Here is a 19,424-nt window from a genome sequence, read left to right as displayed (position 1 = left end):
CCGGAGAAACGTCGGTAAAAACACTAGAGCAACTTGCCTCCTTCGCTTGTGCCCTGCGTCGTGCAGCCGTCGCATGCAGCCTGTTCGCGAACGATGTAACCCAGCCCGCGCAAGGTCATGATCTTCGCGCTCGAGTTCGCGAGATGCTTGCGCAGCCGGTGGATGTAGATATCGATCGCGTCGGCGCTCGGCTCGTCGTCGATGCTGTAGACGCTCGCCATGAGTGCCGCCTTCGACACCGTCTTGCCCTGCTTGAGAATCAGCGCTTCGAGTACCGCGTGCTCGCGGCGGCGCAGCGGCAACGGTGCGTCGTGCAGAATGAATTCGCGCGTATCGAATGAGTAATGCAGGTCGCCGCAGACCATCTGCCGGCCTTTGTCGCCCGATGCCTGACGCCGGATCAACGCCTTGATGCGCGCCACCAGTTCGCGTGCATCGAATGGCTTGACCACGTAGTCGTCCGCGCCGGCCGCGAAACACGACACCTTGTCGTCGGTCGACCCGTTGGCCGTGAGCATCAGTACGGGCACGGTGTCTCGTCGTCGCCGCAAACGCGCCAGTATCTCCTTGCCGCTTGCACCGGGCAGGCGCAAGTCGAGCAGCACGGCATCGTAATGCTGCAGATTCAGCAAGGTCTCCGCGCGCTGTGCGTCCTCTGCCCAGTCCAGCACGAAATGCTCGACTTCCAGCAGGCTGACGACCCAGCGTGCGAGATCGGCATCGTCCTCCACCAGCAGCAGCTTCATGTGTTTCCCCTCGATTCACCCGCGATCCGCATCTCGACGCTCGCGACCAGACCGACACCGCCGTCGCCGGCTTCGAGCGTCACCGAGCCGCCCTGTCGGTGTGCGATCTCGCGCACGATCGCGAGACCCAGCCCGGTGCCTTCGGTGCCGCTCGACGCACGATAGAAGCGCTCGAAGATGCGGGCGCGCGCATGCTCGGGGATGCCGGGCCCGTTGTCGATGACCCGCAGGTGCACCGTCGTGTCGCCGCGCGTCGCCGCGACCGTCACGCGGCCGCCCGCCTGCGTGTAACGCAGCGCGTTGTCGACGAGGTTCATCACGAGCGCCGTGGTCAGCGCCTCGTCGCCGTTCACGATCAACCCGTCGTCGAGTTCGGCGCCGAGATCGATGTTGCGGGTCTGCGCAAACGTAATCAGTTCTTCGAGCACGGCAGCGATCACGGCGCCAAGGTCCACGTGGCGGCCGGCGGCCGAAGGCGTCGTGGACTCTGCCTGCGCGAGCAGCAGCAGCTTGTTCGTGAGCCGCGTCATTCTGCGGCTGCTGCGCTGCATGCCGGTAAGCGCTTCGATCAGCGGCTCATCGGCGGCGTTGCGCTGACGCGCGAACTGTATCTGTGCATCGAGCAGCGTGAGCGGCGTGCGCAACTGATGCGCCGCATCCGAAATGAACTGCCGTTGCGTGGCCGTCTGCTGGCCGATGCGCGCAATGCACTGATTGATCGCATCGACGATCGGTCGAAGTTCGTGATGCAACCGTTCCGCGCGAATCGGTTCGAGTTGCGCCGGGTTGCGACCGGCGACGTCGTCTTTCAGCTGCATCAACGGCCGCAGTTCGAACGTCAGCCCGAGGTAGACGAACAGCATCGCGAGCAGCAACGTCGCCGCCTCGCCGATCAGATGCGGCCGCAGCAACTGAAAGAGCAACGCGTCGCGCGACGCCTGGGTCTTCGCCACCACCACGGTGACCTGCTCCGTGCGCCCCGAGTCGTACAGATCGCGCACATAGGCGACAGCACGCACGCTGCGGCCGTCGACGAGCGTGGCGTTGTACGGCTTCGGCATGTGACCGGGTTCGCGCGGCAGTGGCAGATCGAGCGTGCCCGCCAGCAGCCGATGCCGTCCCGTCTCGACCCGATAGAACACGCTGTCGCGTTCCGCGGATTCGAACAGTTCCAGCGCGGCCGGCGGAATCTGCACGCTGAGGTCGCCGTCTTCCCAATCGATGTCCTCGCCGATGATGCGTGTCGACGAGATCAGTGCGTTGTCCTGAATCAGATCGGCGGTCGCGTGCGCAATGCGGTACGACAGCATGCTGGACGCGCAGACGACCGCCGCGAGCGGCAGCAGCAGCCACCAGAGCAGCCGGTATCGCAGGCTGCCTGGACGGGTCGTACGGCTGGCCGCACGCGAAGCGTCGCGGTCACGCATCCACTTGCTCAACGCAAACGATGCCGGCACTCGCGAAACACGGGACGCGGCCCGCGCTCGAAGGAAGCTTGCATTGACGTGTCTCCGGTATATCCCGCATGCGGGTGGCGTTCGATCGCCGCCCCGGCCATTCTGGGAGGGGCAATCTTTCCTGGCGCTTTCAAGGAGCGCGCTTTTGTCGTTTGTGCGGGTTTGTCCTGGCGCTGCCGTGTGGCGCCACGCGGCGGATCGGGCCGACGCCTGCCTGTCGTGGACGCGGTCGTGCGGACACGCGAGCAACCCCGGAACGAAAATCAGCAGGTCGCGAACCCGTCGTGCGTCAACCGTTACCCATCGAACGCGGCTCGTCCTGCACCGCGGTCAACAATCCGTCGCCGTCGACTTCGAAACGAAAGCCGCGCCAGATGACGCGTGACGAACAGAAGCTCGCGACGAAGATCGCGAACGACACGATGTCCCACAGCGGCAGCAACCACAGATCGCCGCGCGCCTGCTGCAATGCGCGGTCCGACAGCAGCTTCAGCGCGACGCGCGCGCCGAGCGCCGCGAGCAGTAGCGGCCACGACCATGCGGCCGCGCCGGACAGCAGCATGGCCAGCAATGCGAACGCCAGCGGATGAATCAACGCGGACCCGAAGTGACCGATCGGGTTGACACTGCGGATCGTGCGACTCCAGCGCAGTTCGTGCGAAATCAGCTGCTTCGCACTGGTTTCGACGCACGCGTGCGTAATCGTGAACGGTGGAATCGCGACCTTCTCGCCGGTCATGCGAACCGCCTCGCCGATCGCGTGATCCTCGGCGAGATGCCGGACAAACGGCGCAAGGCCGCCGATCTTCTCGAGCGTATCGCGGCGCATTGCAATCGTCTGGCCAAAGCAAGGACGCGCGAGACCGAGCGTGAGCCCCGTCACGACGCCAGGCAGAAAATGGTAGTTGATCGCCTTCGCGGACAGGCGCGGCCAGAAACCGGGATCAGGCTGCCCGCGATACGCGCAGGTGACGAGACCGACCCCAGGATTCTGCAGTTCACCGACCAGATGGCGCAGGTACGTGGGTGTCACGCTCACGTCGCTGTCAGCGAATACGAGCACGTCATGCTGTGCGTGCGGCAGCATGTTGAGAATATTGCTGATCTTGCGGTTTGGTCCGTATAGACGTGCATCCGCGACGACGGTGACGTGCGCATCCGGGTGCAGACGTCGAAGCTCGTCGACAACCGCCAGCGCCGGATCTCCGGAATCGTGCACGCCAAACAGGAACTGCACGGTGCCCGGATAATCCTGCTCGCAAAAACTCCGCAGATTCGCGAGCAATGCCCACTCGTTGCCATGTAGCGGCTTGACGATGGTGACGGGCGGAAAACTTGTCGGTTCGGAAACCGGCTTCGCAAAAAACCGGCCGATCAGCACGGCCGAGAGCAACGTATAGCCGATGCCCAGCACCGCGCCGGTGCCGCACAGACAAGCCAGCACGAACGCGACTAGATGGGCAGCGCTCATGCGTCGTGTGCGCGCAGGAAACGGACGAATTCGACGCGTTCGCGCAGACGCTGCTGCATGGGGAAGCGTTCGAGCGAGGGATGAAGCGCGTTGTGCTCGATCGAGCCGTCTGTCGTTGCATCGAGCACGCGGTTATCCGGTGCGAGCACCACGGGCTGCGCAAGCCCCACCGAGCATCCTTCGCGTTTAGCCCGATAGCGCGAACCCGCGCCGCCGTCGAACCCGTCATACGACGGAGCCTGCAAAAACAGCGTTTTCATGGATGCTCCGGCGAACCGTGACGCGCGCTTCCCGATGGTTGCCGATACTTGAACGGCGTTCTCGCTGGCTACGAGCGGATGGCGCGAATGGTACGGAGCAAAGCTGAAGGAAATCTTAAGGAAACTGCGTACTCTCTGCGAGATGAGCGTCGCAATACTTACATCAGCGCGTCATGGATGACTGGATGAGATTCGAGCATTCGATGAACGGCCGAAAGACTTGAAGCGGGTGCGTCCCTTCAGGCAGCTAACGCTGCTTCGCTGCGCGCATACCGCAAGAACGCTCGCACCGCATTCGAGCGTTCATGCCTGTGATAGAGCAAAACGATTTCTGTTGCGATGGGCTTGCCGGCCAGCGGTCTATACACGACTCCAGGTAACGACACGCAATCGCACAGCGCACGCGGAACCACCGCAACAGCGTCTCCAAGTGACACGCTCGCAAGCACCGCTGTCAACGGTCCAGGCCGCGACCCGACCAGCGGAGGAAAGCGTCCTCGCCGTCCGACTTCCATCGTGCCGAACTCCTGCTCGGGCACGGCGAACTGCGCGCCCTTTAGCTGCTGCGGCGTAATGGCCGCATGCGCAGCCAGCACGGAATCTTCCGGCACGGCGACGACGAACTCGTCCTGGTGAACGCGCATCGACTGCAGCCCTTCCGGAAAATTCATCGGCGGCCGGACGTACGCGGCATCGAGTTCTCCATCGGCGAGACGTGCCGGAATCTCGCCCATCGGAATCTCCGACAGTTGCAGATCGATCCGCGGATGCAGTTGCCGAAATTCCGCCACCGTTCTACGCATGACGCCCGCGAACGCGGCCGATGAAACATAGCCGATGCGAATACGCCCCAACTGGCCGCGTTCGGCCAGTAGCCCGAGTTCACGCGCCTGTTCGAGCTGCGCAAGCGCGGCGACAACCTGCGGAATATAGGCTTCGCCCGCGAAGGTCAGCGATACCGAGCGCCGCGTCCGGTCGAACAGACGAAACTTCAGCAGACGCTCGGCATCCTGGATCTGCTTCGTCAGCGACGGCGGTGCGAGCCCCAGTTCGTCGGCCGCGCGAGCAAAGTGCAGATGCCGCGCGACGGCAAGAATGCAGTGCAGGTGACGCAGCTCGAGGTTCATCTCTGTTCATTCCAGAATGAATTAATGTGAGTTTCTGTGCTATCGAAAAAATATACAACAAACACTACCATGGCATCCGCTGAATCGTTTATATGCTTTGGGACACGGAACATGTGGAAGGAAAAGGACGCGGGCGACAACGTTAGCGGCGGTACGGTCGTCGGCGAGACACTGCACGCCGCTTCGGGCTCGCGCTGGTTTCTGCTCGCGACGACCTGCGCAAGCTGCGGATTGATCGCGCTCGATACCAACATCGTCGCGGTATCGCTGCCGTCGATTGCGCGCTCGTTTCACGCGGGTTTCGCCGACGTCGAATGGGTCGTCAGTGCGTATATGGTCGCGTTTGCATCGTGCCTGCTGCCGATGGGTGGTCTCGCGGACCGCTATGGGCGCAAGAGGATGCTGCTGCTCGGGCTGCTCGTGTTCGCACTGGCATCGTTCGGCTGCGGGATTGCACCGAGCGTGATGTTCCTCAATATCTCGCGCGCGGTGAAAGGCGTCGGCGCGGCGATGCTGGTGACGGCCGCGCTCGCCGTGATCGCGAATGCGTTTCCCGGTCCACGCGAACGTGCACATGCATGGGCGATCTGGGGTATGACGATGGGCATCGCGACGACCGTTGCACCGCTCGTCGGCGGCGTCATCACGGAATGGGTCGGGTGGCGCTGGATTTTTCTGCTGAATCTGCCGCTCTGCGCGACGCTGATCGTCTGTGCGCTGCGTGCGGTCACGGATTCGCGCAATCCGCACGCTGAACGTGTCGATTTCGTCGGTAGCCTGCTGTTCGGGATCGGCCTCGCGTGCGGCATCTGGGCGTTGATCGGTACCCAGGCCGACGGCTGGCACAGCGCCGTCACGGCGTTGCGCTTCGCAGCCTGCGTGATATTGATCGCGGGTTTCGTCGTGGTCGAAAAGCGCTTCGCGCATGCGGTCATCGACCTGTCGCTGTTCTCGCAGCCGCGCTTCGTCGCAGCCGTACTCGGGATGTTCGGCTATGCAGCCTGCGCACAGGTGATGATGACGTTCCTGCCGCTTTACCTGCAGAACGCGTTCGAATGGACGCCTGTGCATGCGGGCGTCGGCATGCTGCCGTTCGCGTTGTCGATGATCGTCGGGCCGTATCTGGGCGCACGAATCGGCCGGCGTCTGACGGGTTTGACGACGACGCTGTCGATCGGGCTCGTGATGGTCGGCGCGGGCAATCTGCTGACAGCCGCCGTTGCGCAATCGAACGACTATGCATGGGTCGCGCTCGGGATGATCGTGACCGGACTCGGTGCGGGCGTGCTGAACGGGGACACGCAAAAGGCCATCATGGCGTGCGTGCCTTCGCACCGCACGGGCATGGCGTCGGGTATCAGTGCGACGACGCGCTTTACCGCGATCTCGATGTCGGTGGGTGTGCTCGGCGCGGTGCTTGCATCGCGTACGCATGCCGCAATCGATGCCGCGATGCCGTGTCATACAACGGGCAACGCGTGCATCGATGCGGGTTTCATGTCGGATCTGCTGGCCGGCGATATCGGCCACGCGCTTGCGCGACTCGCGCCGGATCTTCAGCACGCGATGATCACAATCGCTCCGGCCGGTTTCGCGAGCGGATTCTCGGCGGCGATGAGTGTCGCGGGCTATCTGGCGTTGGTGTCTTCTGCTGGAATCTGGTGGCTCGCGAATCGTGGCGAATCGCGGTCAGATGCGGTTGCAGGCACGGCGGGACGTTGAGGGACGCTGACGCTGAGTATCGCGAGCTACGACTGACGCAACCGCCCGGTCGCTGCAGCAGCATTAACTCGCGCATAGCGCCGCCGCCCACGAAACCACCCAGGCTCAGGCATAAACCGCGCGACGAGCAACAGCAGCGCAAGCATCGCCGGATAGATGCGCACATCCGTCGCAACGGATTCACGATGCGCGAGCCGCGGATCGCGCATCGCATCAGCGAGCGAAACCGGCGTCAGCAGACGCCGGTAACCGAAGCCGATCCGCCCCGCCACGGCCGCGAGGTACTGCCCACGCAATGCGGAACGTTCCTCGTGACTATCCGGCGACGGCGCGCCCTCCTGCGTCGGCACCTGGATCACATCGTTCGCGTTCCAGTAGCCGACACGATCGCCGTTCGCATCGGTCTTCGGAATCGGCGCTGGCTGATCGCCGCCGACGCCGATCAGCCAGCCGCCGACCCGCTCCGGATTAATGTCGCGCATCAGCGCCTCGGATGGCAACACAGGTGGCGCTTCCTGACCGTCGGTGACGAAAATCACTGACACATTGCGGCCGATCTCGCGCGCAACGCGCACCGCCGAATACACCCCGCCCTCCGCGATACGGCTCCAGTTGGTCCAACGCATCCGTCCGTCGATCGCATCGAGCGATGCGAGCAGCGCATCGTAATGACCACACACCTCGATCGGCGCGAGCAACAGCAGCGTGCGTTCACCGGTAAACACGCTCCATCCGACCGTCGATCCACACGGCAGTTGCGCGAGCGCATCGCGCATCGCGGCGCGGGCATACGCGAGCCGGCTCACCGGCTCATCGTTCAGGCTTTCGTCCTCGACGTCCATGCTCTGCGTGATATCGAACGTGACGACATAGCTGTACGTGTCGCGCGGCAATGTCACACGCGGCAGCGCGATCGCGGCCACGAGCAGCACGCATGCCGCCGCGGTGAACCCGTGACGCCAGCCACGCATGAACGCGCCGGCCTTCACGGCAGATCCTTGCTCTGCGGGTCATGCACCTTGACGTTGCTTTGTGTCTGCACGTCAGGTGGTCCCGGCGGTTCGCGCGTCTCGGGCACGAGCCACAGTGCGCGTTCGAGGTTGTAGCGCGCATCCCAGTCGTTCGGCGTCGTGCGCAGTAGCGTGCGGTAGCGCGCCTTCGCCTCGTCGACCATCGCGATCGACGGCGTCGCGCCCGGCGCAGCCTTGCCATCGGGACCCGCGTTGCCGATACCTTCGCGCAGGTACAGGTTGCCGAGATCGAAGAGCGCGATGCGGGCGACGTCACCGGATGCTTCCGTGTGAATCAGTTCGTCGTAGAGCTTGCCCGCCGCGTCATATGAGCCGGCTCTGGACAATGACACCGCTCGCGCAAGCCGTGCTTCGGGCACGCCGATATCTTTGCTGCCTTCGCTGCGCGGCGACGCACTGGCGGTGTCAATTGCGCGATTCATATGCTGCGCACGCAGCAGACACGCGACGTCGTAACCGATCGCAACGACACAGCACAGCGCGACCGCACCGAACGCGAGATGAACGCGATTGCGCATCATGACCATGCCCTCACCCGAACCTGCTGCAACGCGAACAGCAGCGCACAACACAGCAGCGCAACGGCAAAGCAGTACACGCTTCCATCCTGTCGCGGCAATTGCTCGATAAACGATGTCAGCGCATTCTGCTGCCGGTTGATCTCGGCCATCGCCGAGGCCATCGCGCGCGCGTCGCCGGCCTGGAACAGCCGGTACGGTGTTTTCAGCGTCAGGAAATAGCGATGTAGATCCGCCTCGGGCGATACCGCGTTCGTCGTATCGTTCGCGTTCAGGTCGGGGCTGTAGACGCTGCTGCGCAGATAGATGAAGTACAGCGCGATGCGGTTGCGCGCGAGGCCCGCCTCGATCAGCGCACGCGCATGCTCGTCGAGTCGCGCACCGCCGTCGGACACGAGCACGATCGCGCGCCGTCCCGCCCATGTCGCGTTGTCGAATTCGCCGATCGCCCGCAACAGTCCACGGTCGAGTTGCGTATCGGGCATCCCGCGACCGCCCGCGGTCCCGTCTATCGCGCCGTCGATCGCACGGTGATCGTAGGTGAACGGCATCGCGAGCACGGGGCTGATGCCGAACATCATGAAGCCGACGCGATCGTTCGGCCGTTGTGCGACGAAACCGGTCAGCGACGCACGCGCGACCTTGCTCTTCGAATCGCCGGTCGACTCGATGCCCTTGCGTCCCATCATCTCGTCCATGCTTGCGCTGCGGTCCATCAGGATCAGGATTTCGGCGCCGCTGCCCACACGTACCGTCTGCAGATGCGAGCGCCCCGGTCCGGCGAGACCGACGACGATGCCGAGCATCGTCAGCACCGCACCCGCACGCGCGAGCCGTTCGAGCCAGCGGCCCGTGCGATCGGCAGGCAACCACGCGACCGACGGAAACGGCAACGTATCGCTGCGCCGTGGCAACAACGGCAGCACCGCGAGCGGCAGCAGCACGAGCAGCCACGGACGCGCGAAATCGAAGACGCCGTTCATCGCTGACGACGCCTTTCGGCGAGATAGAGCGCGCGACACAGATCGCGCAGCGCATGCGGTTCGACGGATGATGCCGACGGTGGCGAGAAGTACCGCTGCGCCGACTGCCGATAAAAACGCTCGATCCGTTCACGCAACGGCTGCAGATGCGGCGCACGATCGAACAGCATCGTCAGCGCGCCGGCATGCACGACGTGTCCTGCGGTTTCGTTCAACGCGTGGTGCAGGCCGAGCCATGCATCGACGGAGGTATCGGCGTCGTGCGCATCGACGTGCCGGATGCGTTGCCACAGCCGCGCGAACGGCAGACGCCCCGCCTCGCGATGATTGCGCCACAGCCACCAGCCGGTCCACGCGAGCAGGGTCACGATCAACACGCCGGTGGCAATCTCAAGCTGCCGCCGTAGCGGTGCAATTGCTGCACGAGGTGCGTCGCGGTCGGGGCGCATCGGCTGCAGATCGCCTGCGCCGAACGCCTCGGAAGGCATCAACGGACCGACGCTCGCGGGCCACTCGGCGATCTGCAAGGCGACGCCCGTAGCTGTGCCTAGCTTCAACGCAGGCAATGAAATGCGCATGAGCGTCTGCGGCGCGTTGACGATCTGGTAGCCGATGACCATCCAGCGGCGCCCCTCGCGATCGGTTTCGACACGCGACGCTCTGCGTTCCAGCCATAGCCCCGTACGTCCCACCGACGGCGCGGCAACGTTACCCAGATCCTTGCCGCCGGCCTGTAACAGCACGCGCTGCTCGAGCACGTCGCCGATCGTGTAGCCGAATGCGCGCGGCTGCTGCACGGTTGCCGGAACGGTCTGCGCAACAGCACCGCCAGCCATGCATGCAAGCGCCAGGATCGTCGCGCAACGGCAGCGCTTATGAAAGCTCATACGACCGCCTCAAGAAAATAGCGGGACAGCGCCTGCGGATCGAAACCGTGATCGACGTAAAAAGGCCGCACGCCGCGCTTGCCGAACACGCGGTCGATCTCGTCGCGACGTCGCGCGACCGCATCGCACCAGCGCTCGCGTGCGCGTCGATCCAGCCACAGCGTGCGCCGCTCGCGCGATTCCGTATCGCGTACCGCGAGCAGCGGACCAGCATCGGGCGGCTCAATCTCGGCGGCGTCCCACACGACCATCGGCACGACGCACGCATGCGCGAGTACATCGAGTACTGCGGATAGCCCCGCAAGCGGCCAATGAAAATCCGACACGATGAACACCAGCGCCTGCCGGCCCGCGAGTTTCGCAGCGGACCGCTGCAATCCTTCAACCCCACCACGTTCCGCGACTTCGCCTTCGGCACGGTCACGCAACATACTCGCAAGCACATTGCCGATGCCTCGCCCGTAACGCGCCGGCATGAACAGTTCATCGTGATCGCGCGTATCGAAACCGGACAGCCCGACCGGATCGCCGGTACGAAACGCGCTGTAGCCCAACGCTTCGACAAAATCCGCAGCGACCTGCAGCTTCGTGCGCGGCGTGCCGAACAGCATCGACGCCGACACGTCCACGAGTGCATACGCCGGCACCGCGACGCGTTGCAGATGCACGCGCACGAGCCATTCGTCGCGAGCCGCGCGCACGCTCGCGCGCAGATCGAGCCGGCGGGGATCGGGGTAGTCGAACAGCCGGCCGTGCATCGCGAACTCCTGGCCGAAGCCGAAGCTCGCGCCGCGATGCGAGCCGGGCCGTACGCCCGCGGCGCGCATCGGCAGCCGGTAGTCGAATTCAGCGGGCCCGTTCATCGTTCACGGCACCGCGACCCGCGCCATGATCTGCGTCGCGAGCGCTTCGGCCAGCTCCTGGCGACGCAGTTCGTAGACCGGCGTGAAGAACACGCGATGCCCGAGCGCCGGCATCAACACCGCGTGAATGTCCTCCGGCTCCAGATGCGAACGCCCCGCGAGCCACGCGACGACCCGTGCCGCGCGCAGCAGCGCGCTCATGCCGCGCGGGCTCGCGCCGGCGAGTACGAGCCGCGACATGTCGACGTCGTCGAGTGCGATGCCGAACTGCTGCGGCGCTTCAGTGGCCTGCCAGATGTCGAGCACGTAACGCTCGATCGTCTCGCTCGCGTGCACGTCACGCTGGATCGCGGCACCGACCTCGTTCAATTGCTCCCACGGCACGATCGCCGGGGAGAGCCGTTCGAGCAGCGCGTCGACGTCGTGATACGCCGGGTCGAACACTAGTGCGCGGCGCACGTCGGGCTCGGCCGGCGTCGGCATGTTCAGCTCGAACAGAAAGCGGTCGCGCGCGGCCGACGCGAGTTCGAACGTCTCCTCGCGCTCGACCTTGTTGCGGTCGGCGAAAACCGTCATGTGCGGAAAGCGGTGCTCGCGATCGAACGCCCACACGGAGCGCTCGGCCATCGCGCGCAGCAGCAGCGACTGCACCTGTGGACGTGCGCGATTGATCTCGTTGAAGAAGAACGTCGACAGCTTCGCGCCGTGGCGCAGCAATGGACCGGGATCGATGCGCGGCTTGCCGTCCGCATCGACGTACGTGTGATAGACGAGGTCGCCGGGCATCAGATCGATGGTGCCCTCGACGCGCTCGAACTCCCCGCCGACGACCCGTGCAAACGCACGCAGCACCGTCGTCTTGCCGACGCCGACACCGCCTTCGAGCAGCACGTGGCCACGGGCGAACAGCGCGACGTTGATGAGCCGGACGGTCTGCCGCTGACCGATCACGGCCTTCGCGACTTCGTCCTCGATCTGCAGTGCACGCGCACGCCAGTCGTGAAGCTGTTCGCCAGCACCCATCGGTTCGATTCCTTGTAGTCGTATGCGTAACGTGCGGCCCCGCGCACGCGTGCGCGAATGCGAGGCTTGTTCGGCGGATGCATACTTTGTGCCGGTCGTGCTGCCCACGCGGATTGCACACCCGTCATCGAACGGAGCGCGTGTCTGTATGCGAACCGGTGCCACGGTGTCACGCCGTACGGAGACACTGTGTGCCATCGCATGCCGCGCGCGGAACACGCTCAGAAGCGCTCGATCATCCCGATCTGCACGCCGCGCACCGGCGCACCGGGGTACGCGACCGGCAGGCCCGTCACGTTGACGCCGCGCAGCGTGAACGCGGCGTTGCCACGGTTCTCGAGATCGGCGGCCGTCGCGTACACCAGCAGCGTGCGCGACAGCGTGTATTCGAATGCGATGCTGAACTGGTCGGCGTCGTTACCCGCGCCGCTGCGGTCACGTGCATGCGTGTAGCCGAGCGACGCGCGGGCCCGTGACGAAATCGCCCACGACGCGGACAACGACATGCCGTCGTCGTGATAGCGCGGGCTGCCGCCATCGCCGTTGAAGTACGCGACGTACGCGCGCACCGGGCCGAACAGGTACGACGCGCCCGCGAAATTCGCGCGCAAGCCGGTGTCGCCATGCGTCTGCTGGCGTGCATACGACAGCCGCAGCGCGTCGTGTGTGTAGTTCGCGGTGACGTAGTAACCACCGAGGCCGTTGCCGTCGCCGGGATCGCGCAGCGCGAACATCGCGGTGACGTCGAAACCAGCGATCGTCGGCGACAGCCACGTCAGCGCGTTGTCGGTGTACGGCGTGATCTTCGACAGATTGTTGAACCCGGAGCCGATCGTGCCGGCGCCGAACGCGTCGAGGCCGCCCTTGAACGGAATGTAGAGCGGCGAGTATTGTCGTCCGAAGCGCGTTTCGCCCCACGGCCCATGCAGCCCGATCCAGGCCTGCCGGTTGAACAGTGTGCCGGCCGTTTCGAGCGCGCCGTTCGCCGAACTGAAGCCGCTTTCCAGATCGAACACAACGCTAGTGTCGCCGTCGAGCGGCTCGCTGCCGCGCACGCCGAAGCGCGAGCCGCGATAGGCGCCCGAGTCCATGCGTGGCGTCCAGCCGTTGCCCGCGTTGGTGACTTCGATGCTGGTATCCAGCACGCCGTACAACGTAACCGAGCCTTGTGCATACGTCGCATGCGCCGTGCTCATGCCAACGAACGCGCAGACCGCGAGCGGCAGCGCCCTTCTCCACGCAGCCAATCGCACGAACATACCGCTCATGTCCAGAGTGCCGCGCGGGCGGACGGTTTCGCGTAGGCCGCGTATTCGTGCTCGAGAGACACCGCTGCATGCTCCAGCAGGAAATGACGAAACGCGGCACATGTCGGTGATAGTTGTTTGGAGCGAAGATGCACGACCTGCCACGTGCGTTCGATCGGCGTGCCGGTCACGTCGAGCAGCGCGATCTCGCCGGTGCGCAGTTCCAGCAGCAACGTGTGCAGCGAAATCAGGCTGACGCCCATGCCGGCGATCACCGCCTGCTTGATCGTTTCGTTACTGCCGAGCGTGACGATCTTCACCGGCGAGAACAGATGCTGGCGAAACATTTCCTCTGCGGCCGCGCGCGTGCCCGAGCCGGGCTCGCGCAGCAGGAACGTGTCGCCGCGCAGCTCCTGCAGATCGAAGCGACGTGCGTCGCGAAGCGGATGCGTCAATGGTGCGATCACGACCTGTGGATGCGATGCGAGCGGTTCGCTCGTGGTGTCGAGTTCGGGCGGCGGGCGTCCCATGATCGCGAGATCGATTGCGTTGTCCTGCAGCAGACGCAGCAGCGCATCGCGGTTGCCGACCGAAAAATGCACGTCCACTTTCGGGTATTGCCGCGAATACTGCGCGAGCAGCTTCGGCGCGAAGTATGTCGCGGAGCTCACGATACCGACCGCGATCGAGCCGCTGTCCGCCTGCTTCAGCGACGTCATCGCGTCTTCGGTGTCCTTGATCTCGCCGAGAATGCGGCTTGCGTGATGCGTGAGTTTTTCGCCGGCTTCGGTCAGCGCGAGTCTGCGCGCAACGCGCTCGAAGAGCCGCAGGCCGACTGCGTCCTCGAGCTGGCGAATCTGCATCGATACGGCCGGCTGCGTCAGATGCAGTTCCTCCGCGGCACGCGCGAAACTCGTGTAGCGGCTCGCCACGACGAAGATCTGCAACTGACGCAGAGTAAGCGATCGGATGAAATTCATGTTGCCGCGACCTGTGTTGAATCACTCTGCCCCGGTTGCGTGCAGACCTGCGCGACTAGCGACTACCGGCTGGCACGCGGCGCATCGGCCGGTTTCGCCGGCGCAGTCCCCGGCCGACCAACCGGCGCCGGCAATTTACGCAGCGCGGCCTCGAACGTCAGCGTCTCCGTATGCAGCGGATGCGCGAAGTCGCCGTTCGCGCCGGGCACGTCGGTGCGAATCTGCGCGACCTGGCCCGGTACATCGTCGGCGAGCAGGAACGTATAGCGCTTGCCAGTGTACTGCGCGAAACGCTCCGCATTCGGATCGTCGCGATACGGTTCGATCACGACCTGCTGCGCCTTCACCGGCTTGCCGCCAATCTGGCTCGTCACGCTCTCGATCTTCGGCCCTGCAGCGAGCGCGAGCCGCAGCCGCTGCTGGAAGTAGCGGCGCTGGCCGCCGGTCAGCTGCTGCATCTCGCTGATGTCATGCTCGAGAAAATAGATGATCACCGGATTGCATTGCAGATTGCCGACCGGCAGCGACACGCTGCCGGTGTGGTCCGATACCTGCGCATCGCCCTTCGCGTTGCCTGGGCTCACGACCAGCACCTTGACGAACGCCGCCTTGCGGCCCGGCTCGTCCGAACTGAGCACGCTGTAGTCGAGTTCGGTCTGCGCGGCGACGCCGTGCAGATGCTCGGTCGTGAAGATGAGCCGCTCGGCCGGCGTGATTTCGTCGGCTGCCACGGCCTGCGCGGCAAACGGCAATGCGCCCAGCGCCCAGACCATGCACGCGGCACGCGCTGCAGAAAACGCGCGTGCTGCACCGATGCGCGCAAGTGCGCGCGCGTCGGTCATGGCGACGCGTCCGCGGGTTTCGCGGGCGATACGTCAATGGGTTTCAACTGCGGCACTTCGTAGCTCGCGAGGATCTGATCGATCTTGTCGTGGTTCGCGCCGATCCATTGATCGACCTTGTCCTTCCATGCCTTCTCGCCGTAGCGCACGCCCATCGAGATCGTGTAGTCGAAACGGATGCCGGGCTGTGCCGGGAACGGCACGATCTTCACCGTGTCGCCGGCACGCTTCGCGAAGTAGCCGGCAATCGGCCCCCACACGAACGCGACGTCGACGTTACCCGCGCTCAGATCGTGTTCGATCATCTGACCGGGATACTCCTGCGGGTCGCCGCTCTGCACCTGGTACGACACCGCCTGGTCGATCAGGTTGTGACCGAGCAGCCAGTCCACCGCTGGCGTCTGCGTGAAGATGCCGAAGCGCAACTTGTGCAGTTCGTCGGGCGGCAGTTTGAGCAGATCGTCGGGCGTATTGATGCTGGCGAATTCCGGACGCTTCGAGAACACCATCGCATACGTGGAGCGCAGATACGGCTGCGTCGTCGACGTCATGTCGTAGCCCTTCGGCACGCCGATGATCAGATCGCACTTGTAGCGTCCGCTGTCCGCTTCCTTCTCGCGCAGCGTATGACGCACGAAGCCCATGCGTTGCGGAAAATACGTGTATTCGAGCTTGTAGCCGAAGTCGCTCGCCATCTGGCTCGCGATCCGGTTCTCGTAGCCCTCGCCCTTGTTGTTCGACAACGGCATGTTGTTCGGATCGGCGCACACTCTCAGCACGCCGTCGGCGCCGTCGTTGTTCGGCAGCGCCGGACCGTCGGCGCGGACGGCTGCACTGACGAACGCCGCGCAGCATAGCGCGGCCGCGGTCAGCGTGGCATGCAGCAACATTGATTTGCGATAACGCATCGGGAACCTCCGGCTGGATAGCATCGCGGGCGACAGTGCGTTACTTCGCGTCGATGGCCTGCAGATCGCCCGGCTTGATCTGTCCATCGGAGCGTCCTTTCAGGTACGCGTACAGGTTTTCCCAGTTTTTCTGCATCATCTGGCTCGAGCTGAAATCGGGCATGCCCTTGTCGACCCGGCCGCCGAACACCGTGCGGTGGAATTCGGTTTTATCGAGCGTCTTGAACGCGTCGACCAGCGACGGTCCGACGAGCCCCTGCTGCTGTGCACCGTGGCAGCGCTCGCAGTCGAGCGCGCGCCAGGTTTTCCACCCGAGCAGCGTATTGCTGTCGACCTTGTTACCGTCGACCACCTTGTACGCGACCGGCGACATCTGCGGACTGTTCTGCGCATACGCAGTAAGTGCGACGCCAGCGAGGACGAGGACTGCGGGCAACGCCCCCAGCAACACGATGGATCGGCCTTTCATGCACATGTCTCCTTCTGGTGAGGCGCGGCTCCGTTACGCGCGACGGACGTGTCGGCGTAACGGCTGCGCTGGGTCGTTGCTTCGTTTCGTTCAGCGATCCTGTCTATGGACCAGAATCAAACTGCTATCAGCTCGCGTCGCCGGGAATCGCGAACACGAACAGCGTGCCGCCGAGGGCGGTGTACTTCGCGAGTTCGCGATAGCCACCCACTGCGCCGAGACCTTCGGTCGACTTCTGCAGGCCCGCTGCCATGCCGATGCCTGCCCAGCCGCCGATGCCCGAATACACGCCGACGAACTGCTTGCCCTGGTACTCGTACGTGAACACGTTGCCGATAATCCCGGACGGTGTCTTGAAGCGCCACAGTTCCTTGCCGTCCTTGATGCGCACGGCCTTGATGTAGCCTTCGAGCGTGCCGTAGAACGCGATACCGCCGCCGGTCGCAAGCACACCCGACCACACCGAGAATTTTTCCGGCTTCGAGTAGACGATCTTGCCCTTGCTCGCGTCCCACGCGATGAAGTTACCCATCGCGTTGTTCTCGTTCGGACCCGGGTACATCGACAGCGTTGCGCCGACATACGGCTGACCGGACACATAGTCGACATCGAACGGCTCGTAGTCCATGCACACGTGATTCGTCGGGACCAGGAAGAGGTTCGTCCCCGGATCGAAGGCCGCCGGCTGCTGGTCTTTCGAACCGAGCGCAGCCGGGCAGATGCCCTTCACGTTGTGATCGGAACCGGCCGCCTGCGTCGAGTACGCGGCGTTGCGGATCGGCAGACCGCTCTTCATGTCGACGCGATCGGCCCAGTTCACCGCAGGGTCGAACTTCTGTGCGACGAGCAGCTGGCCGGTCACGCGATTCAGCGTGTAGCCGAAACCGTTACGGTCGAAGTGAACGATCGCGGGGACCTTCTTGCCGTCGATCGTCAGGTCGGACAGGATCATCTCGTTGACGCCGTCATAGTCCCACTCGTCGTGAGGCGTCATCTGGTAGACCCACTTCGCTTCGCCGGTGTTCAGGTCGCGTGCGAAGATCGACATCGACCACTTGTTGTCGCCCGGACGTTGCGTCGGATTCCACGTGCCCGGATTGCCCGTGCCGTAGTAGACAAGGTTGAGCTTCGGATCCCACGCATACCAGCCCCACGTGGTGCCGCCACCGAGCTTCCACTGGTCCCCCTTCCACGTCTTCAGCGACGAGTCCGCGCCGACCGGCACCATCTTGCCGTCCGTGTACGTCATCGTCTTGTCGGGGTCCATCAGCATGTCCTTGTCCGGACCCGTGCTGTACGCGGTCCAGGCAGGCTTGCCGGTCTTGATGTCGTATGCGATCAGACGGCCGCGCACGCCGAACTCGCCGCCCGAGATCCCGGTCAGCACCTTGTCGCCGAATACGTGCGGCGCGTTGGTGTTGGTTTCGCCGGCCTTCGGGTTGCCGTTCTGCGCGGTCCAGACGACGTCGCCGGTCTTCGCATTCAGCGCGACGAGCTTCGTGTCGGCCTGCTGCAGGAAGATCTTGCCGTCGCCATAAGCGAGACCGCGGTTGACCGTGTCGCAGCACATCACCGACACGACCTGGTCGTCCTGCTTGGGCAGGTACTGCCAGATGAACGTCTGATCCTTCAGGTTGATCGCGATGACCTTGTTAGGAAACGGCGAATGGATGTACATCGTGTCGCCGATCACGAGCGGAGAACCTTCGTGACCGCGCAACACACCGGTCGACATGGTCCATGCGACCTGCAGCTTGCCGACATTGTTTTCGTTAATCTGCTTGAGCGGGCTGTAACGGTGGTTCGCATAATCGCCTGCCTGCGCTGCCCAGTTCGCAGGATTCTTGATGAGCCCGTCCAGTTGCGGATCGGCCTGTGCAACGATAGAGCTGAAGGCTGCCGATGCGAGGATCGCGAGCCCAAGAACCATGGTGCGTAAGTTCATGTCTCCTCCAGAATTGTCTTGCTGTTCAACTCACGAATGACCCACGCTACCTCGTTGCATCGTGCGCGCCATCTCGAATGCAGGTAACGATCAACGCCTTTCCCGATTCGACGTCGGGCTTTGCGGCGCATGGGGGGCAAACGCATATTCCATGCCGGAAGCGAAACGCGTCTTTGCACGAAGCGCGCGTTGACCTCGCGTTGACCTGTCTCCCGCTGCACAGGCGTGTCTGTGCGTGTCGCGGCGGTCGCGCTGCGCATGCGGACGTGACAGCCGGTGCCGTCCGCCGCGGATCACGCGACACATACTGTGTCACCCGCGTGATACGAAGCGTGTCCGGTGTCGCGTTCGCTGTTGCGTCCGCTCTCTGCGCGAGCTATGCGCGATGCGTCACGAGTCCTGACCGCGCGCGAGTGAACGCGGCCGCAGCCTGACTCTCGATGCGCTGCCTCACGATTGGCCCGCTGCTTGCAGCGCTTTTTTCTTTTCATGCTGCGCTCGCGCGCGAGGAGCAACGGTCATGGCACAGGAAGAACACGCGTATTCCGACGACGAGGTCCGGCAGCGTCTCGCCGGTCCGTTGCAGCACTGGTATCTGGAAGATGGCTGGCTGCGGCGCAAGTACCGCACCGAAGGATGGAAAGGCACGCTGATGGTGGTCAATACAGTGGGCCATCTCGCCGAGGCCGCGTGGCATCACCCGGATCTGACGGTGTCGTATGCGTTCGTCATCGTGAAGCTGAAGACGCACACGGCGAAAGGCATCACGGACAAGGACTTCGCGCTCGCCACGAAAATCGAGGACGTCGTGCAGTGGCAGCCGGGTCACGAGAACGGCCCGCTCGAAGGCACACCGACCGGCGATGCGCGCTTTCGCTATATCAAGTACGACGCGGCGGGTTCGGCGTGACACAGCGCGTGACGCTCGATGCGTCGTTCGGCCCG

18 protein-coding genes and 1 pseudogene are annotated in these 19,424 nt (G+C 64.2%); 2 read left to right on the top strand and 17 right to left on the bottom strand.

Annotated features, from left to right (window positions below; genetic code table 11):
- Window positions 1–23 precede the first annotated feature (23 nt).
- The 5 genes and pseudogenes from E1748_RS19480 to E1748_RS19460 all read right to left on the bottom strand — a co-directional run bounded on the left by E1748_RS19480 (window position 24) and on the right by E1748_RS19460 (window position 5,061).
- Entirely contained in the window at window positions 24–746 is a 723-nt protein-coding gene (locus E1748_RS19480) for a response regulator transcription factor (protein ID WP_133648793.1), read from the bottom strand.
- Window positions 743–2,173 carry a sensor histidine kinase gene (locus E1748_RS19475; protein WP_133648792.1) on the bottom strand — a complete coding sequence of 477 codons (1,431 nt, stop codon included), beginning with the start codon at window positions 2,171–2,173 and terminating at the stop codon, window positions 743–745. The genes E1748_RS19480 and E1748_RS19475 overlap by 4 nt, the downstream gene beginning before the upstream one ends.
- A gap of 319 nt (window positions 2,174–2,492) precedes the next feature.
- On the bottom strand, window positions 2,493–3,674 hold the full coding sequence (gene hpnI, locus E1748_RS19470; RefSeq protein WP_133648791.1) for a bacteriohopanetetrol glucosamine biosynthesis glycosyltransferase HpnI: 1,182 nt from the start codon (window positions 3,672–3,674) through the stop codon (window positions 2,493–2,495).
- A gap of 104 nt (window positions 3,675–3,778) precedes the next feature.
- A pseudogene (locus E1748_RS19465) lies at window positions 3,779–3,934 on the bottom strand (hopanoid biosynthesis associated radical SAM protein HpnJ); the annotation flags it as partial.
- A gap of 239 nt (window positions 3,935–4,173) precedes the next feature.
- Complete coding sequence (locus E1748_RS19460) at window positions 4,174–5,061, bottom strand: LysR family transcriptional regulator (protein ID WP_133648790.1); 888 nt, start codon at window positions 5,059–5,061, stop codon at window positions 4,174–4,176.
- A 111-nt stretch (window positions 5,062–5,172) separates the two neighbouring features.
- Here E1748_RS19460 and E1748_RS19455 point away from each other — a divergent pair, with 111 nt between their 5' ends.
- On the top strand, window positions 5,173–6,783 hold the full coding sequence (locus E1748_RS19455; protein ID WP_133648789.1) for an MFS transporter: 1,611 nt from the start codon (window positions 5,173–5,175) through the stop codon (window positions 6,781–6,783).
- A 26-nt stretch (window positions 6,784–6,809) separates the two neighbouring features.
- Here the strand turns inward: E1748_RS19455 and E1748_RS19450 are convergent, their stop codons facing one another.
- From E1748_RS19450 to E1748_RS19395, 12 genes are all read right to left on the bottom strand, one after another.
- Window positions 6,810–7,754, bottom strand: a complete 945-nt coding sequence (locus tag E1748_RS19450) for a vWA domain-containing protein (protein ID WP_133649439.1) — start codon at window positions 7,752–7,754, stop codon at window positions 6,810–6,812.
- A gap of 14 nt (window positions 7,755–7,768) precedes the next feature.
- Entirely contained in the window at window positions 7,769–8,335 is a 567-nt protein-coding gene (locus E1748_RS19445) for a tetratricopeptide repeat protein (protein ID WP_133648788.1), read from the bottom strand.
- Entirely contained in the window at window positions 8,332–9,315 is a 984-nt protein-coding gene (locus E1748_RS19440; RefSeq protein WP_133648787.1) for a vWA domain-containing protein, read from the bottom strand. The genes E1748_RS19445 and E1748_RS19440 overlap by 4 nt, the downstream gene beginning before the upstream one ends.
- A complete protein-coding gene (locus E1748_RS19435) occupies window positions 9,312–10,202 on the bottom strand; it encodes a calcium incorporation protein MxaA (protein ID WP_133648786.1) in 891 nt (296 codons plus the stop codon). Before E1748_RS19435 ends, E1748_RS19440 begins: the two co-directional genes overlap by 4 nt.
- A complete protein-coding gene (locus E1748_RS19430; RefSeq protein ID WP_133648785.1) occupies window positions 10,199–11,065 on the bottom strand; it encodes a DUF58 domain-containing protein in 867 nt (288 codons plus the stop codon). Before E1748_RS19430 ends, E1748_RS19435 begins: the two co-directional genes overlap by 4 nt.
- Window positions 11,066–11,068: 3 nt before the next feature.
- Window positions 11,069–12,088: an AAA family ATPase gene (locus E1748_RS19425; RefSeq protein WP_133648784.1), complete on the bottom strand. Its 1,020-nt coding sequence runs from the start codon at window positions 12,086–12,088 to the stop codon at window positions 11,069–11,071.
- A 221-nt stretch (window positions 12,089–12,309) separates the two neighbouring features.
- Complete coding sequence (locus E1748_RS19420; protein ID WP_133648783.1) at window positions 12,310–13,356, bottom strand: porin; 1,047 nt, start codon at window positions 13,354–13,356, stop codon at window positions 12,310–12,312.
- Complete coding sequence (locus E1748_RS19415) at window positions 13,353–14,315, bottom strand: LysR family transcriptional regulator (RefSeq protein WP_133648782.1); 963 nt, start codon at window positions 14,313–14,315, stop codon at window positions 13,353–13,355. The genes E1748_RS19420 and E1748_RS19415 overlap by 4 nt, the downstream gene beginning before the upstream one ends.
- Window positions 14,316–14,377: 62 nt before the next feature.
- Complete coding sequence (locus E1748_RS19410) at window positions 14,378–15,088, bottom strand: hypothetical protein (RefSeq protein WP_420819345.1); 711 nt, start codon at window positions 15,086–15,088, stop codon at window positions 14,378–14,380.
- Between the two features lie 65 nt (window positions 15,089–15,153).
- Window positions 15,154–16,065: a substrate-binding domain-containing protein gene (locus E1748_RS19405; protein WP_133648780.1), complete on the bottom strand. Its 912-nt coding sequence runs from the start codon at window positions 16,063–16,065 to the stop codon at window positions 15,154–15,156.
- 40 nt (window positions 16,066–16,105) lie between these two features.
- On the bottom strand, window positions 16,106–16,534 hold the full coding sequence (locus tag E1748_RS19400; protein WP_133648779.1) for a c-type cytochrome: 429 nt from the start codon (window positions 16,532–16,534) through the stop codon (window positions 16,106–16,108).
- A 127-nt stretch (window positions 16,535–16,661) separates the two neighbouring features.
- Window positions 16,662–18,479, bottom strand: a complete 1,818-nt coding sequence (locus tag E1748_RS19395) for a methanol/ethanol family PQQ-dependent dehydrogenase (RefSeq protein ID WP_133648778.1) — start codon at window positions 18,477–18,479, stop codon at window positions 16,662–16,664.
- Window positions 18,480–18,999: 520 nt separating this feature from the next.
- Between E1748_RS19395 and E1748_RS19390 the strand changes: the two genes are divergently transcribed.
- Complete coding sequence (locus tag E1748_RS19390) at window positions 19,000–19,389, top strand: 4a-hydroxytetrahydrobiopterin dehydratase (RefSeq protein WP_133648777.1); 390 nt, start codon at window positions 19,000–19,002, stop codon at window positions 19,387–19,389.
- The last annotated feature ends 35 nt before the right edge of the window (window positions 19,390–19,424 follow it).

Source organism: Paraburkholderia flava, from assembly GCF_004359985.1.
Lineage (GTDB): Bacteria > Pseudomonadota > Gammaproteobacteria > Burkholderiales > Burkholderiaceae > Paraburkholderia > Paraburkholderia flava.
This window is presented reverse-complemented; position numbering and strand designations above follow the sequence as displayed.